This is a genomic window from Pseudomonas sp. NPDC077408, from assembly GCF_050269105.1.
Classification (GTDB): domain Bacteria; phylum Pseudomonadota; class Gammaproteobacteria; order Pseudomonadales; family Pseudomonadaceae; genus Stutzerimonas.
On the sequence record NZ_JBNNHS010000003.1, the window covers coordinates 423,681 to 440,449 of the forward strand.

General features: G+C 60.1%; 12 protein-coding genes. 8 read left to right on the forward strand and 4 right to left on the reverse strand.

The genetic code is table 11. From position 1 onward, the window contains the following. Window positions 1-40 precede the first annotated feature (40 nt). Together glgX and ACQKEK_RS11220 are read left to right on the forward strand one after the other, a co-directional pair. Window positions 41-2,191, forward strand: a complete 2,151-nt coding sequence (gene glgX / locus ACQKEK_RS11215; protein ID WP_499142642.1) for a glycogen debranching protein GlgX — start codon at window positions 41-43, stop codon at window positions 2,189-2,191. 239 nt (window positions 2,192-2,430) lie between these two features. Next, window positions 2,431-3,282 carry a M23 family metallopeptidase gene (locus ACQKEK_RS11220; RefSeq protein WP_499142643.1) on the forward strand — a complete coding sequence of 284 codons (852 nt, stop codon included), beginning with the start codon at window positions 2,431-2,433 and terminating at the stop codon, window positions 3,280-3,282. A 3-nt stretch (window positions 3,283-3,285) separates the two neighbouring features. Here ACQKEK_RS11220 and ACQKEK_RS11225 read toward each other — a convergent pair whose 3' ends face one another. Both ACQKEK_RS11225 and ACQKEK_RS11230 read right to left on the reverse strand, forming a co-directional pair. Further along, window positions 3,286-3,579, reverse strand: coding sequence for a DUF2218 domain-containing protein (locus ACQKEK_RS11225; protein ID WP_128121257.1), 294 nt, complete (start codon window positions 3,577-3,579; stop codon window positions 3,286-3,288). A gap of 35 nt (window positions 3,580-3,614) precedes the next feature. Then, window positions 3,615-4,442, reverse strand: coding sequence for a DODA-type extradiol aromatic ring-opening family dioxygenase (locus tag ACQKEK_RS11230; protein ID WP_499142644.1), 828 nt, complete (start codon window positions 4,440-4,442; stop codon window positions 3,615-3,617). 104 nt (window positions 4,443-4,546) lie between these two features. Here ACQKEK_RS11230 and ACQKEK_RS11235 point away from each other — a divergent pair, with 104 nt between their 5' ends. The 6 genes from ACQKEK_RS11235 to ACQKEK_RS11260 all read left to right on the forward strand — a co-directional run bounded on the left by ACQKEK_RS11235 (window position 4,547) and on the right by ACQKEK_RS11260 (window position 11,009). After that, window positions 4,547-5,467 (forward strand): LysR family transcriptional regulator, encoded by a 921-nt coding sequence (locus ACQKEK_RS11235; protein WP_499142645.1) that lies wholly within the window; start codon window positions 4,547-4,549, stop codon window positions 5,465-5,467. A gap of 297 nt (window positions 5,468-5,764) precedes the next feature. Beyond that, window positions 5,765-7,027 (forward strand): zinc-dependent alcohol dehydrogenase, encoded by a 1,263-nt coding sequence (locus tag ACQKEK_RS11240; RefSeq protein WP_499142646.1) that lies wholly within the window; start codon window positions 5,765-5,767, stop codon window positions 7,025-7,027. 16 nt (window positions 7,028-7,043) lie between these two features. After that, window positions 7,044-7,961, forward strand: a complete 918-nt coding sequence (locus ACQKEK_RS11245) for a DUF72 domain-containing protein (protein ID WP_499142647.1) — start codon at window positions 7,044-7,046, stop codon at window positions 7,959-7,961. Then, the gene (locus ACQKEK_RS11250) at window positions 7,958-8,761 is read left to right on the forward strand and encodes an endonuclease/exonuclease/phosphatase family protein (RefSeq protein WP_128121261.1); all 804 of its coding nucleotides are present in this window, start codon (window positions 7,958-7,960) and stop codon (window positions 8,759-8,761) included. The genes ACQKEK_RS11245 and ACQKEK_RS11250 overlap by 4 nt, the downstream gene beginning before the upstream one ends. Further along, window positions 8,758-9,993 (forward strand): cardiolipin synthase ClsB, encoded by a 1,236-nt coding sequence (gene clsB / locus ACQKEK_RS11255; protein ID WP_045427402.1) that lies wholly within the window; start codon window positions 8,758-8,760, stop codon window positions 9,991-9,993. Before ACQKEK_RS11250 ends, clsB begins: the two co-directional genes overlap by 4 nt. Next, on the forward strand, window positions 9,990-11,009 hold the full coding sequence (locus ACQKEK_RS11260) for a lysylphosphatidylglycerol synthase domain-containing protein (RefSeq protein ID WP_499142649.1): 1,020 nt from the start codon (window positions 9,990-9,992) through the stop codon (window positions 11,007-11,009). Before clsB ends, ACQKEK_RS11260 begins: the two co-directional genes overlap by 4 nt. A gap of 121 nt (window positions 11,010-11,130) precedes the next feature. On the opposite strand, the gene glgB is transcribed toward ACQKEK_RS11260, so the two are convergent. Further along, the gene (gene glgB, locus ACQKEK_RS11265; RefSeq protein WP_499142650.1) at window positions 11,131-13,347 is read right to left on the reverse strand and encodes a 1,4-alpha-glucan branching protein GlgB; all 2,217 of its coding nucleotides are present in this window, start codon (window positions 13,345-13,347) and stop codon (window positions 11,131-11,133) included. After that, window positions 13,344-16,667 carry a maltose alpha-D-glucosyltransferase gene (gene treS / locus ACQKEK_RS11270; protein ID WP_499142652.1) on the reverse strand — a complete coding sequence of 1,108 codons (3,324 nt, stop codon included), beginning with the start codon at window positions 16,665-16,667 and terminating at the stop codon, window positions 13,344-13,346. The genes glgB and treS overlap by 4 nt, the downstream gene beginning before the upstream one ends. Between the last annotated feature and the right edge of the window lie 102 nt (window positions 16,668-16,769).

Below are 16,769 nucleotides of genomic sequence, written 5' to 3' on the forward strand. Positions count from 1 at the left end.
CCTTGCACAGCACCTACCTAGCGTTGCCATCGGAGATTTCATGAGTAGAAACAAACCTGCGGCGCCTCAAATTCTGGTGCCTTCGCGTATTCGCGAAGGACAGCCCTTCCCGCTTGGCGCCACCTGGGACGGATTAGGGGTTAACTTCGCGATCTTTTCCGCGAATGCCACAAGGGTTGAGCTGTGTCTGTTCGATACCGATGGTGAAACCGAACTCGAGCGAATCGAGCTGCCCGAATACACCGATGAGATCTGGCACGGTTACCTGCCTGATGCTCATCCGGGGCAGATCTATGGCTACCGTGTGCATGGGCCTTACGAGCCGGATGCCGGCCACCGATTCAACCCGAACAAACTGCTGATCGACCCTTATGCCAAGCAGCTGGTCGGTGGACTGAAATGGTCCGAGGCACTCTTTGGCTACACCATCGGCCACGCCGATGCTGACCTGAGCTACGACGAGCGCGACAGCGCGCCCTTCGTACCGAAGTCGAAAGTCATCGACCCGGCGTTTACCTGGGGTCATGACCGACCGGTTCAAGTACCTTGGGACCGCACAATCATTTATGAAACCCACGTGCGCGGTTTCACCATGCAGCACCCTTCAGTACCCGAAGACATGCGCGGGACATTTGGCGGTTTCAAGACGCCGGACGTCATTGATTACATCCGCAAGCTCGGTGTCTCTTCGGTGGAGTTCCTGCCCATCCATGCATTTGTCCAGGACCAACATTTGCTCGAAAAGGGCATGACCAACTACTGGGGCTACAACAGCATTGCCTTCTTCGCGCCTCATCCGAAGTACCTGGCAAGCGGTAAGATCAGCGAATTCAAGGAAATGGTCGCACACCTGCATAACGCTGATCTGGAGGTCATTCTCGACGTGGTTTACAACCACACCGCCGAGGGCAACGAGATGGGTCCCACCCTGTCCATGCGCGGCATCGACAACGCCTCCTACTACCGCCTGATGCCCGACGAGAAGCGCTACTACATCAACGATTCCGGCACTGGTAACACCCTGGACATGAGCCACCCATGCGTGGTGCAGATGGTTACCGACTCACTGCGCTACTGGGCCGAGGAAATGCATGTCGACGGCTTCCGCTTCGACCTGGCAACCATCTTGGGGCGGGAACATGACGGCTATGACGAGCGCCACGGCTTCCTCGTAGCGTGCCGCCAGGACCCGGTCCTGGCCAAGACCAAACTCATTGCAGAGCCTTGGGATTGTGGCCCTGGCGGCTATCAGGTCGGCGGCTTCCCGCCTGGTTGGGCCGAATGGAATGACCAGTATCGCGACACCGTTCGTGCCTTCTGGAAAGGTGATGGTGACCAGTTGCCGGACTTCGCCGCCCGCCTGACGGGATCGGGTGATCTGTTCAACCAGCGGGGCCGTCGCCCATTCAGCTCGGTGAATTTCATCACTGCGCATGACGGCTTCACCCTGAACGACCTGGTTTCGTACAACGACAAACACAACGAAGCCAACGACGAAGACAACCGCGACGGCAGTAGCAACAACATCTCGTGGAACCACGGCGTCGAAGGTCCGACTGACGACCCGGAAATCCACGAGCTGCGCTTCCGTCAGATGCGCAACTTCTTTGCGACGTTGCTGTTCTCCCAGGGCACACCGATGATCGTGGCGGGCGACGAGTTCGCTCGCACACAACATGGCAATAACAACGCCTATTGCCAGGACAGCGAAATCGGTTGGGTCAACTGGGAAATACCGGAAGAAGGCCGAACACTGCAATCCTTCGTCCGGAAACTGATTCGCCTGCGTCAACGCTACCCGATGCTGCGCCGTGGACGCTTTCTGGTCGGCGCCTACAACGAGGAGCTGGGCGTCAAGGACGTGAGCTGGATTGCACCTCACGCAGAAGAAATGACGATCGAGCACTGGGAGGATGGCAACAACCGCTGCATGGGCATGCTGCTGGACGGCCGTGCCCAGCCTACCGGCATCCGCAGGACCGGTTCGGACGCGACCCTGCTGATAATCGTCAACGCCCATCATGACGTGGTGAACTTCACCCTGCCGGAAGTGCCGCAAGGCATCTACTGGAATCGCCTGATTGACACAAACAACCCCAACGCGCGCGCCGAGCGATTCGATTTCAACAATGAATACGCACTGACCGGCCGTTCGCTGCTGTTGTTCGAGCTGATCAAAGAAGAAGAGTGAAGCTAAAGCGCTTGCCTTGGCCTGAGTCGAAGTAGAAGAAGCCCCGGATAACGGGGCTTCTTCATATCTACAGAGCAGTATCGATGTAATCACTCAACCGTTCGTTTGATCTCGACGTGCGGTATTGAACCCCGCAATGCGACCCAAGTCCCAACCCACAGCGCGGTGTTCATGAACCCAACGGATTTGTTCCTGCCAGCCGCAGGCAGAGTGTCCCTTCCGTGACGGATCACTTTTTTATGCAACTTACTCGGCTGATCTCTTTCGTCCTTCTAACCTTGTGCTCGCTCGTCACCCTGCCCTCGCTTGCCGGCGGGACCATCAGCAACGCGACGCTCCCCGCCGCCAAGCCCGGCACTGTGAAGCTATTCGTCAACCGGATCGGGTCGGGCAAAGCGATGGATGTGCGCAACGATACGGACGTTCCCGTCGAAGTCGTGTTGCGCCTGACGCACATGGTCAATGTCACCGGCGTTGGCAAAGGCGTGGTTCGCAAGACGGTCCCCGCACGGACCCGCATGCGTATTGCCACGCTTCGCAAACGCCAAGCCGGCTATCCACTGATGTACCAGCAGTCGTTCAGCTATTCGTTGATCTACTCACCGGAGCCAGGCAAGAAGGGATCTGTTGGCGGTCATGCCTATGCCCTGCCTTGGAAAGGCGGTCCCTTCTCCATTTCCCAGGGCGCTGGCGGGGACTACAGCCACACCTCACCCAAGGGCCGCTATGCCGTCGATATAGCCATGCCGGAAGGCACGCCTATCGTCGCGGCGCGCGCGGGAACCGTATTGAAAGCGCGCGATGGACAGCACGGGCGGATGCCCAACCCGGCGGGCAACTACGTGCGAATCCTGCACGACGACGGTACGCATAGCGCGTATCTGCACCTGAAGCGCGGTTCGGTAAAGGTCAAGCCAGGGCAACAGGTGAAGGTCGGCAGCCTGCTTGGCCACTCCGGCAATACGGGCCGCAGCACCGGCCCGCACCTGCATTTTGTCGTGCAAAAAGCCTATGGCGACTCGATGTTGTCGATCCCCTTCCGTTTCTCACAGCCGGTCAGCACGCTGCCGAATTTCGCCAGTAACGATTGATCGCTACGGCGCGTCAGCACGCTGCCAGGCGAAACTGAAGGTCTCGCCGGCCGACATGCGCTCTAGATGATCAGCCAATACGGTTTCCATTCGCGCCAACAGCTCCTCGTCCTGCGTCTGCAATTTTGCCGTCAGGCTGTTATCTCCGGCCGTCAACCAGCATTGGGTGGCGCCCAGCACGATATGTCCCTGATGATCATCGAAGTCCACCTCAAACTTGTGGCTCCAATGTTTGCAGAGACGACGGATCAGGCGACTCGGGTCGGATGTCTGGATTTGTACGGTGGAGCTCAGCATGATGAATCCTCTTTTTCTTAAAACGGGCTGATGAATCAGCCAAACCGATAGGCTGACAGTGTCGTATGCATGACGCGGTCGGTGAATATCCTGCGCCCGGCACTATCGCCCGCAGCGCCGGCCGCCACCATCAGCGGCAATAGATGTTCTTCGCCGCCCGGCGGATGACAGAGCCGCGCCGAAGGCGCCTGCTCCCAGTGCTGGAGCAACGCCTCGCGACGCGCGGCCGGTGCGCTGACGGCGTCGCTCAGCCATTGATCGAAGGCATCCGAAATCGGCGCAAAACGCGGATCGCCATAGCCACGCATGTTATGGAAGCTCATACCGCTGCCGACAATCAGCACGCCGTCGTCGCGCAACGGAGCGATGGCGCGGCCGATGGCGAGATGGGCTGCAGCATCTAGATCGCGCTGCAGCGACAACTGCGCCACCGGCACGTCTGCCTCTGCAAACATCAGTTTCAGCGGAATGAAGGTGCCGTGGTCGAAGCCGCGCAGACCATCTTCGCCCGCCGGAATACCAGCTTGGCCGAGCAACTCGACCAGACGTGCAGCCAGCGGCGGATCGCCTGGCGCCGGGTAGTCTAACGTGTAGGTGTGCGCCGGAAAGCCGTAGTAATCGTAGATGAGTCCAGGCCGTGCGTTTGCGGTAACCATGACCCCTGGCTCCATCCAATGCCCGGATATCAGCACGATCGCGCGGGGGCGCCGCGGCAAGGTTGCGGCAACAGACCTCAGGAAGGCAGCCATCGCATCCCAGGTATCGATCGGGTCCCACTCCATGAAGAAGCACGGACCGGCACCGTGCGGCACGAACAGCGTTGGCATCCGAGCCGGAGGCGTCTTGTTGGCATGTTCGTTCATGGCATCATGATCCTGAGCGGGCGGAGGCACAGTATGGATTACACTCGTTTTGAGCTGAACACGGGAATCCACGTCAACAGTTTCAACTGAGAGTAGGAGCTGCAATGCTCGACCGAATCACCGGCATGCGTGTGTTTGCGCGGGCGGCCAATGCTGGCAGCCTCTCTGCCGCTGCACGTCATCTGGGACTGTCGCCGGCCATGGCAACCAAACACGTTGATGCGTTGGAAGCACGCCTTGGGGTCAAGCTGTTCCACCGCAGCACCCGAAGGCTAAGCCTGACTGCCGCAGGAAGCAGTTACCTCGAGGCTTGCCTGCGCATCCTGCCGGACATCGACGAAGCCGAGGCCAGCGTAGCCTCACAGCGGGTCGAGGCTTCGGGACTGCTGCGCATGAACGTTCCACTGTCGTTCGGCACCCGTTTCATCGCGCCGTTGATGCCAGCTTTCAGTCAGCGACATCCCGCGGTCAAAGTTGAACTGGGGCTCACCGACAGCCAGGTTGACCTGATCGATGGCAGTTGGGACATGGCGGTGCGGATTGGTCGCCTCACCGATAGCCCCTTACAGGCCAGGCGCCTGGCCGATTGCCCGATGCTGGTATGCGCCTCGCCCGGTTACCTGGCCCAGCATGGAGTGCCAAGGCGGGTGAGCGACCTGTCCCAACATAATTGCCTGGGGTACAGCCTGTCGAACCTGCTGGGCGGCCGAGAATGGGCATTTGGTCCGGCAGGAGAATTCCGCGTGCCGATTCAGGGCAACTTGATGGCTAACAACGGCGCGGCGCTGGTCGCTGCCGCCGTCGGCGACCAAGGGCTGATCTACCAACCGCAGTTCATCGTGGCCGCAGCGCTCAGCCGGGGCCAGCTTGAAGTCGTTGAACTCGATCAGCCACCGCTGGGCCTTGGCGGAATCCATGTCGTCTACCCACCAGAGCGCCGTCCGCCAGCCAAAGTGAGGGCCATGATCGACTACCTGGTCGAAGCCTTTGCCGGCGACCTTCCATGGAATCGCCCGCTCCGTTGACCTCGCCGAAGCTGTAACCCGCCTCCCAAACCTCAACAGGCACCCGATACCGAGCGGCACCGGGTGCCGTGCAGCCGAAAAAAAGATGAACCGGGCAAGCCACCGTCAGTCCGAATGAAGGGAGCAGATTGCGTATGCAACGTGCCGCGGATCGCACGCCTGTAGAGGCTGGCGCATCCCCGAGGACTCTTCAGCCCAGCTGTACCAGCTCGGCTGCGCTACAGGATGTCACTGATCATTCGTTCAGCCCAATCGAAGCCCGGCCAGGCGCGATTGGGACCGTTTATGGAGACGCCCATGAAAGCTGTTGTGTATCACGATGTCGGCGACATACGCCTCGAAGACGTACCCGACCCCAAGATCGAAGCCCCGACCGACGCCATTGTCCGAATCACCGCTTCCGCCATTTGCGGAACGGATTTGCACTTCGTTCGCGGCACCTTTAGCGGCATGAAGCCCGGCACCATTCTTGGCCATGAAGCGGTCGGCATCGTTGAAGAGCTCGGTGAAGACGTTCGCAATCTGCAGGTCGGCGACCGCGTGGTGATTCCCTCGACCATCGCGTGCGGCAACTGCTCGTACTGCCGGTCGGGCTATTTCGCCCAGTGCGACGTGGCCAATCCCAACGGCAAGGAAGCAGGCACCTCGTTCTTCGGCGGTCCGGCGGCAACCGGTCCGTTCCACGGACTGCAAGCCGAAAAGGCGCGCATTCCCTTTGCCAATATCGGCCTGGTAAAGCTGCCTCCGGAAATCAGTGATGATCAGGCAATTCTGCTCTCGGACATCTTCCCGACCGGCTATTTCGGCGCCGAGATGGCCGAAATCGAGGCCGGTGACACGGTAGCGGTATTTGGCTGCGGCCCGGTGGGCCAATTCGCCATTGCCAGCGCCAAACTGCTGGGCGCCGGGCGCATCTTTGCCATCGACCAGTACGACGACCGTTTACGCATGGCCCAGAGTCAGGGCGCCGAGATCATCGATTTCAATCGCGAAGACCCAATCGAAACGTTAAAGCGTTTGACCGGTGGGATTGGCGTCGACCGCGTCATCGATGCCGTCGGTGTCGATGCGGAACACGGTTGCTGCGGTGGCAAACCTGCTGACGGCGCGAACCTTGAGCAGAACGCCAAATGGCAACCGGGCGATGCCCCGTCCCAAGCGCTCGAATGGGGTGTTGAGTGTCTGGCAAAGGCCGGCACCCTGTCGATCATCGGTGTGTATCCACCGGATGCGACGACTTTCCCCATTGGCAAGGCCATGAACAAGAACATCACCATGAACATGGGTAACTGTCACCACCGCAAGTACATTCCCCGGCTCATCGAAATGATCCAGGCGCGGCGCATCGACCCGACCAAGATTCTTACGCAGGTCAAACCGATGACCGACGTCATAGCGGCATTCGAGGCATTTGATCGTCGCGAAGGAGGCTGGATCAAGGTCGAGCTCAAGCCCCAACGCGAGGGCTCGGAGAACGGCTCGGAACAGAATCTAATCGATGAGGCCGTCGCCGACACCTTCCCGGCTAGCGATCCGACCAGCATGCAGAACCCCCGTTAGGCCACAGGAGCAAGCGATGGCAGCCATCCATATAGGCATTTCCGGCTGGCGCTACGCACCCTGGCGAGGCGACTTCTACCCCAAGGGGCTCGTGCAGAAGCACGAGCTGAAGTTCGCCTCGCGAGCCGTAAGCAGCATCGAGATCAATGGCTCGTTCTACTCGTTGCAAAAGCCGGAGCTCTATGCGGGCTGGTATGACGACACGCCCGAGGGCTTCGTGTTCAGCGTCAAAGCGCCCCGCTACATCACCCATGTGCTGCGCCTTCGGGACGTGGAGAAGCCCATCGCCAACTTTCTCGCGTCCGGTGTCCTTGCGCTCAAAGACAAGCTCGGCCCGATGCTCTGGCAATTCCCGCCGTCGTTCAAATTCGATCCTGAGCGTTTCGAAACCTTCCTCGCCTTACTGCCCCATGACACCGAAGCGGCGCTGGAAATGGCGAAAGGGTGTGAAGCGCGCATGGAGGGACGTAGCTATCTGCAGATCGATCGCAAACGTCCCCTTCGGCACGCGGTCGAAATACGTAACGACAGCTTTGTCGATCCGGCGTTTGTGGCGCTGCTGCGCAAGCACAAGGTAGCGCTGGTGGTGGCCGATACGGCCGGCAAGTGGCCCTATCAAGAGGACCTCACCAGCGATTTCGTCTATATCCGCCTTCACGGAGCGGAAGAGCTTTATACCAGCGGCTACACCGATGAGGCTCTGGACAACTGGGCCCAGCGCATCACCCTTTGGGGCAACGGCAGCCAGCCTGACGATGCTCACCTGATCAGCTCCGGCAAACCACCGGCGCGCAAGCGGCGCGCCGTCTACTGCTATTTCGATAACGATGTAAAGGTCCGGGCGCCGTATGACGCGCGACAGTTGTTGCGCCGGCTCGGACTGGATAAAGACCTGGAAACCACTCCAGGCCAGTTGGAAGGAGCATTTGCGTGAATCTGGACAAGACCCATCCCCTCGACAGCAGCGATCTCGACGCGCACATGTCCACCGCGGTCAACACGGTACGCCTGCTGACCGTGAACACCCACAAGGGCTTCACCGCGCTCAATCGGCGGTTCATCCTGCCGGAGTTGCGCGAGGCAGTCAGGGCGGTGTCGGCCGATGTCGTGTTTCTGCAGGAAGTGCTCGGCACGCATGAAAAACACGCGTTGCGCTTTCACGACTGGCCCAAGATGTCGCAGTACGAGTTTCTGGCCGACAGCATCTGGACCGATTTCGCCTACGGGCGCAATGCCGTCTACCCCGACGGTGACCACGGCAACGCCCTGCTGTCGAAATTCCCAATCACGCGCTACGAGAACCTCGACATTTCCATTGCCGGGCCGGAACGTCGCGGCCTTTTGCACAGCGTGTTGCAGGTGCCGGGACATGAGGAATTTCACGCGATTTGCGTGCACCTGGGCCTGCGCGAAGCCCATCGTCAGCAGCAACTGCGCCTCCTCTGCGACCTGCTCGACTCACTGCCAGCGGATGCGCCCGTGGTTGTCGCCGGGGACTTCAACGACTGGCGACTCAAGGGTGCGCAGGTGCTTGATCGCTGCGCGGGCATGCACGAGGTATTCGCGGTGGCCCAGGGCAAGGTGGCCAAGACCTTCCCGGCACGCTGGCCAGTGCTGCGCCTGGACCGCATCTATGTGCGAAATGCTACGAGCCACAAAGCGAGAATACTGAGCAACAAACCTTGGACACACTTGTCCGATCATCTGCCCTTGGCGGTGGAGATACACCTATGAATTTTCACTGGAGAGACGGGAATCGCCTTCAGTTGCTGGAAAACGGTGAGGAATTCTTTCCCGCCGTGTTCGAGGCCATTGCGGCCGCGGAAAAGGAAGTCCTGCTGGAAACCTTCATTTTCTTCAAGGACAAGGTGGGACAGGAGCTGCAACAGACGCTGATTGCCGCAGCCGAACGCGGGGTCAGCGTAAACGTCACCGTGGACGGCTATGGCTCGGCTGATCTGGACGGTGATTTTGCCGCGGCGATGGCGCGCGCCGGTGTACGCATCCACGTCTTCGACCCAGGCAAACGGCTGCTCGGCAAGCGGATCAATGTGTTCCGTCGCATGCACCGCAAGATTGTGGTGATAGACGGCGAGTTCGCGTTCATCGGCGGCATCAATTTTTCTGCAGATCACCTGGGCGATTTTGGCCCCGCTGCAAAGCAGGACTACGCGATGCGGGTCGAAGGCCCAGTGGTGCACGACATCCACCGCTTCGCACTGAGCGCTATCGGTCCTGCCCAATCGGGCCGCCGCTGGTGGCACCGGCGAATGCGAACGCAGAGCAACGGTTTTGTCGGGGTCAGCCGGGGCGAAGCGCGTGCGCTGTTCGTCACCCGCGACAACAACGATCATCGCAACGATATCGAGCAGCATTACCTGCAGGCCATTCGCGACGCCCGCTCGCGCTTGCTGATTGCCAACGCCTATTTTTTCCCGGGTTACCGAGTGCTGCGGGAGATTCGCAACGCCGCACGGCGTGGCGTTCGGGTCCGGTTGATTCTGCAGGGCGAACCGGATATGCCGATCGCTAAATTCGGCGCGAGGATGCTCTACAACTACCTGATGAGCGATGGTGTGGAGATCCACGAATATTGCCGCCGGCCACTGCATGGCAAGGTCGCACTGGCCGACTACGAATGGTCCACGGTGGGCTCGAGCAACCTTGACCCACTGAGCCTGTCGCTCAATCTCGAGGCGAACCTGATCATTCGCGATCACACATTCAATCGCCAACTGCATGAGAATCTGGACCGGCTGTTGCAACACGACTGCCGCCGCATTCCGTTGGAACGCATCATCCGCGGCTACTGGTGGCGCGCGCCGCTGGCCTTCATCATCTTCCACTTTCTGCGCCACTTCCCTCAGTGGGTGGGCCTGTTGCCGGCGCATAAACCAAGGTTGCAGTTGCTCGATCCGGAGCCGCTTGAGCCCAGCCCTGCCCCCTTGCAGCGAGACCATCAATGACCGAGCGCCAGCAGCAGTCGCAGAGTGGGTGGCGCCGTCGCTGGCCGCTGATCAAGAAGATCCTGACCTACTGCTTCTTCATTCTTGTCGCCGGGCTATTGATCGGGCTGGCGCGCAACGTCAACTGGAGCGAGGTCTACCAAACGCTGCGCAATTACAGCGCCCGAACCCTGTGGCTGGCTGGCGCAGCCACCGCAGTGAGTTATACGGTGTATTGCTGTTTCGACGTACTCGGCAAACGCTATGCGCAGCACGACCTGCCGATCCGACAAATCGTCCCGGTGACCTTCGTCTGCTACGCCTTCAACCTCAACCTGAGCGCCTGGGTGGGCGGTATCGCACTGCGCTATCGGCTCTATTCTCGGTTTGGCCTACGCACCTCCCAGATCACCCGAGTGTTTACCATGAGCGTGCTGACCAACTGGCTTGGTTACTTGTGGTTGGCCGGCCTGATCTTCGCCTTGGGCTGGATCACGCCGCCCGCGGATTGGGAGATCGGACATACCGCATTGCGTGTGCTGGGTGGCGGGCTGCTGCTGGCGTCGGCGATCTACCTCTGGGCCTGCGGCTTTTCCAAACGCCGCCACTGGACGATCCGCAAGCACGAAATCTATCTGCCGAGCCTGCGCCTGGCGGTCTTCCAGATGCTGCTCGGCGCGAGCAACTGGGCGCTAATGGCGCTGGTAGTCTACTTCATGCTGTCGCAGCAGGCCCCCTACCCCGTTGTGCTAGGCATCCTGATGATCAGCAGCGTAGCCGGCGTGATTGCCCACATCCCAGCGGGTCTGGGTGTGATCGAAGCGGTATTCGTGACGATGCTGGGCGGTGGCGAGCTTAGCCAGGCCAGCATCGTGGCGGGGTTGATCGGCTACCGGGTGGTGTACTTCCTCATCCCCCTGCTGTTCGCCACGGTTGTCTACGTGGCCCTGGAGATACGGGCCAAGAAGCTGCGCTCCAATAGCCAGGCTGTCTCCAATGACGATGCGCAAGAGGAGCACCCGCCCACCGCCGCCTGATACGTTCTGCCCTTCTAGCTGAGGAACCCGCACAAGTACCAGACACAAAAAAGCCGGAGCGATCACCGCTCCGGCTTTTTTGTGTCGGCGCCTGCATTTCAGGCGCCGTCTGCCAGGTTAGCTACCCCTGGGGTCGAAGGATGACCACGCCGAGCGGAGGCAGCGTCAGTGCCAGCGAAACGTCCTGGCCATGGGCGGGAATCTGCTCGGGGAGCATGCCCCCGCCATTGCCCACGTTGGAACCGCCGTAGCACTCGGCATCACTGTTGAATATCTCCTGCCAACGGCTGTCTTCAGGCACCCCGACCCGATAGTTCTCGCGCACCACGGGCGTGAAGTTACCCACCACCAGCAGCGGATGGCCTGTGGAGCTCTTTCGCAGCCAGGCAAACACGCTGTTGGCACGGTCGTCGCCAATCAGCCACTGGAAGCCTGCCGGGTCTGCATCGAGTTCATGCAACGCAGGCTCGTGGCTATATAGGCGGTTTAGATCACGAACAAGATTCTGCGCACCGCGGTGGTCCGGCTCATCCAGCAAGTGCCAATCAAGCTCGCGGTCATGGTTCCATTCGCGCCACTGGCCGAACTCGCAGCCCATGAATAGCAGCTTCTTGCCTGGGTGGGTCCACATAAACGAGAGGTAGGCACGAAGATTGGCAAACTTCTGCCAACGGTCCCCGGGCATTTTCTCGATCAAAGAACCTTTGCCATGCACCACTTCGTCGTGCGAAATCGGCAGCACGAAGTGCTCCGAATAGGCGTACACCATCCCGAAGGTCAGCTTGTCATGATGGTACTGCCGGTTAATCGGATCTTCTTGAATGTACTGCAGGGTGTCGTGCATCCAGCCCATGTTCCACTTGTAAGCGAAGCCCAAACCGTCCTCGGACGTTGGCTTGCTGACGCCTGGGAATGCTGTGGACTCTTCCGCAATGACCAGCGCACCGGGAGTCTCAGTAGCCACAACGTCGTTCAGGTGACGTAGAAAGTCGATGGCTTCGAGATTCTCTCGACCGCCGTGACGGTTGGGAATCCACTCGCCTTCCTTGCGTGAGTAGTCTCGATAGAGCATCGAGGCCACCGCATCCACGCGCAGTGCGTCGACGTGGAATTCCCGCAGCCAATGCAGCGCCGAAGCAAGCATGAAGCCATGCACTTCGGTACGCCCCAGGTTATAGATGTAGGTATCCCAATCCTGGTGGAACCCCTCGAACGGGTGTGCATACTCGTACAGCGCAGTGCCATCGAACTCGCCCAAGCCATGAGCATCTGTCGGGAAGTGCGCCGGGACCCAGTCCAGAATCACGCCGATACCGGCTGTGTGACAGGCATCGATAAAGGCTGCGAAATCGTGTGCATTCCCGTAGCGCGCACTGGGTGCGAACTGCGACAGCAGCTGATAACCCCAGGAGCCGCCGAAGGGATGCTCCATGATGGGCATCAGTTCGATATGGGTGAAGCCCAGGTCGACCACATAGGGGATCAGCCGCTCGGCCAGCTCATGCCAGTCGTACAGGCGACCGTCATCGCCGCCATCGCGGCGCCATGAGCCTGCGTGCAGCTCGTAAATGCTCATCGGGGCTTTTACCGATTGTTGCGCTGCCCGCTGCTGCAGCCAGGCCTCGTCTTTCCACTCGTACTCGAGCGGGTGCGAGATCACCGATGCGGTGCCCGGCGGGAGCTCGGTGGCCAGCGCTATCGGATCAGCCTTTAACGGCAGAATGCCGTTTGGCCCGAGAATCTCGTACTTGTAGGACTCTCCCGGCTGCAGACGCGGGATGAAAATTTCCCAGACGCCGGACGGAAAGCGCAGGCGCATCGGATGCCGACGCCCGTCCCAGCCGTTGAAGCTGCCGACCACCGAAACCCGACGGGCATTGGGCGCCCATACTGCGAAGCGGACGCCCTGTACGCCCTCAACTTCCATGGGCTGAGCACCGAACACGCGCCCGATCTGACGATGGTTACCTTCGGAGAACAGATACATGTCCATTTCGCCGAGTTGGGGACCAAAGCTGAAGGGGTCCTCAGTAATCTGTTCGCCACTTGCCCAGCGAATCTTCAGTAGGTACGGCTGTTGATTGGTCAGCCGGGTGAAAAAGAAGCCGGGTACCTGCCCCTGCTCCATTGCTGCCAGTACCCGCCCACCGCTGCGCTCGAGTACCTCGACGCCCAATGCGTTGGGCAGGTAGGCCCGCACGACGAGACCATCGCCGTCAGGATGTGGGCCAAGGATAGAAAACGGATTGCCATGTTCGGCGCGCACCAGCGCATCGACATCGGCATCGGTTGGCAGCAGGTTTTCACCGGGCATTGTCACGGCCGGACGATCAATCATTGGGAACCTCCATCGGAAATCTGTTGTGCCAGTTCAGCCAGCCCCTGAAGCGGGACGGACAGCCAGGCCGGGCGGTTCTCTGCCTCATAGGCAACTTCATATGCAGTTTTCTCCAGGCTGAACAGCGCCAACGCCGCATCGGCACCAGCGTTGTCCTTCCAGGCATGCGGCATGTCCGAGGTCGCCTCGCGATAGGCTTCCAGGAAGACCGCCCGCGCGCTCTGCTGATAGGTTTCGGAAATGGACCGCCGAGCCTGACCGGCCGTGTCCGAGCTGTCACTGATCTGTGCGTTGCGCATAACCATGGCGGCGGCGTATTCAAAGGAGCGCAATACGCCTGAGACATCCTTGAAGGGGCTCAGTTTGCTTCTGCGCTCTTCCAGGGAGCGAGCCGGCTCGCCTTCAAAGTCGATGAAATAAGCATCGCCCTGCGCCACAAGAACCTGACCCAGGTGCAGATCACCATGAACCCGGATACGCAGCCCACCTACGGTGCGGTCAGCCAAACGCTTGACCTCCGCCAGCAGCTGCTTGCGTTGCTTTTGCAGTTCATCAACGAGCCCTGCGCCCTTACGGTCCAGATCGCCGCGGCGGCTCTGCAGCAGGTCCAGCGCACGCTCTACCTGTCCAGAAATAGCCTTCGTCCAGTCCTTGGTGTCGGCTGGGCGGGTCGACTCGCTGGCAAAGGCTGCATCATCCGTCTTGGCCGCCAACGCCATGTGCATTTCACCGAGGCGTTGCCCGAGCAGACGGTTGAAGGCTTCCAACTCTTCCAGCGCACTGAACTGGTTCTCGTGCAGCGATACGCCTCCGGCGATCTGGTCGCGCACGGCGCGGTCCAGCGTGTTGAGGGTCCATTCCCAGGCATCGCCCTGGTTGTCCAGGTAGCGTTGAACCACCATCAAGGCGTGCTGCATGCCTTGCTTGTCGATACGCGTTACCTGGCCCAGCATCGCAGAGATATGGGTAAAACCCTGCTCGGTGAGGAAGCGCCCCATTTCAAGCTCAGGGTGCACACCCGCTGAAACCCGGCGTAGCACCTTGATCATCATGCTGCCGCCGATGATCGCCGAACTGTTGGATTGCTCTGCAGTGAGGTAGCGCACTGCAGCATCCGCCGGCAATTCGATCTCTTCCAGCGTTCTCATGGCCTCGAAGCGAATCTCACCATCGCCGCAGGGCAGCACCTGGCCGTCGCGCAGCGCCTGGATCACGCCGAGTACGAACTGGTTCAGCGCAAAGGCGTCGGTCAACAGGCCCACTTGAGGCCCGCGGCGTACGCGCGCCATGGCGAGTTGCTGCGGCAAGGCGATGTCGAAATCGCCTTCCTCGAGGAAGCCCAGCGGTAACTGGTAGAAGTCCGTACGCCCTGCCGCCTCGACCGCAATTTCGCTCAGCAGCACAGGCCGCTGCGGATTTCCGAAGGGAACGCTGTAGCAGATCTTGATCGAGTCGATCGTGGCGTCCTTGCTGGCGAACCAGCGCCGCTTGGGTAGGTATGCCGGCAGCGATTCGGTCTCCAGGATTTTCTTGTTGGCCGCTGTAAGCGTGTCGAGCCGCTTGAGCACCAGGGTCTGAAAGTCGGGCATGGTTTCCACCGGTTCCTGGTGCCAGCTGGGCATCTGGTGACTGGTTGCCAGCTGGAACCAGTAAAAGCCGAAAGGCGGTAGGGTCAGCAGATACGGCAGCTGACCGATCGGGGGGAAGGCGCTGCCGCCTACCATTTCCACCGGCACCATTCCCGCGTAATGCGACAGCTCCAGTTCAGCCGCCTGAGCCGATCGCGAGACGTTGGCGACGCAGAAGATCACCTCGGTTTCGCCCGTTGCTGTCGTGAATTCGCGGATGTAGGCCAGAATCCTGCGGTTGCTCGGGGCCAGCATTTTCAGCGTGCCACGACCGAATGCCTTGAACTGCTTGCGGATCGAGAGCAGACGACGCGTCCAGTTCAGCAGCGAATGCGGATCACGCTGCTGCGCCTCGACGTTGATTGCCTGGTACCCGTAGAGCGGGTCCATGATTGGCGGCAGTACCAGGCTCGGTGGATCGGCGCGCGAGAAGCCACCGTTGCGATCCACCGACCATTGCATCGGTGTGCGCACGCCGTCGCGGTCGCCAAGGAAGATGTTGTCGCCCATGCCGATCTCGTCGCCGTAATAGATCACGGGTGTGCCGGGCATCGACAACAGCAAGCTGTTCAGCAGCTCAATACGCCGACGATCACGTTCCAGCAATGGGGCAAGACGACGACGGATGCCGAGATTGATCCGGGCGCGCTTGTCACTGGCGTAGTAATTCCAGAGGTAGTCACGCTCCTTGTCGGTCACCATTTCCAGCGTCAGCTCGTCGTGGTTACGCAGGAAGATTGCCCACTGGCAGTTCTCCGGAATGTCCGGCGTCTGCCTGAGGATGTCGGTGATCGGGAAGCGGTCTTCCTGAGCCAACGCCATGTACATACGCGGCATCAGCGGGAAGTGGAACGCCATATGGCACTCGTCGCCCAGCCCGCCATCCTCGCCGCCGAAGTAGAGCTGGGTGTCTTCCGGCCATTGGTTGGCTTCGGCCAGCAGCATGCGGTCGGGATAGTTGGCGTCGATTTCGGCGCGAATCTGCTTCAGCACCACGTGGGTTTCAGGCAGGTTTTCGTTGTTGGTGCCGTCGCGCTCGACCAGATAGGGAATGGCATCCAGACGCACGCCGTCGATGCCCAGGTCGAGCCAGTAACGCATCACGCTCAGGACCGCCTTCATGACCTGCGGATTATCGAAATTCAGATCCGGCTGGTGTGAATAGAAGCGGTGCCAGTAGTACTGCTGCGCGACCGGGTCCCAGGTCCAGTTGGAGTTCTCGGTGTCGAGAAAGATGATCCGCGTACCGTCGTACTTCTGATCAGTGTCAGACCAGACGTAGAAATCACGCGCTGCCGAGCCCTTCTTGGCTTTGCGTGCGCGTTGGAACCAGGGATGTTGATCCGAGGTGTGATTGATGACCAGTTCGGTAATCACCCGCAGCCCGCGCTTGTGGGCTTCGGCGATGAAGCGCTTGGCGTCGGCCATGGTGCCGTAGTCCGGGTGGACACCCCGGTACTCGGAAATGTCGTAGCCGTCGTCGCGGCGTGGCGATGGATAGAACGGCAGCAACCAGATCGTATTGACGCCCAGATCAGCGATGTAATCGAGTTTCTCGATCAGGCCCTGAAAGTCGCCAACCCCGTCATTGTTCGAGTCGTAGAAGGATTTGAGGTGAACCTGATAGACCACCGCATCCTTGTACCAGAGGGGGTCTTTAATGAAGGCGGCAGGTTTGCGCGCTCTGGCCATGGTCTTGATCCCTTTTATCTGCCCCCATGACTGGCCCATATACCTGGCCAGCCGAGGCGGAAAAGTAAGCCAGTCGATTTATAAACTGGATAATGAATAGCC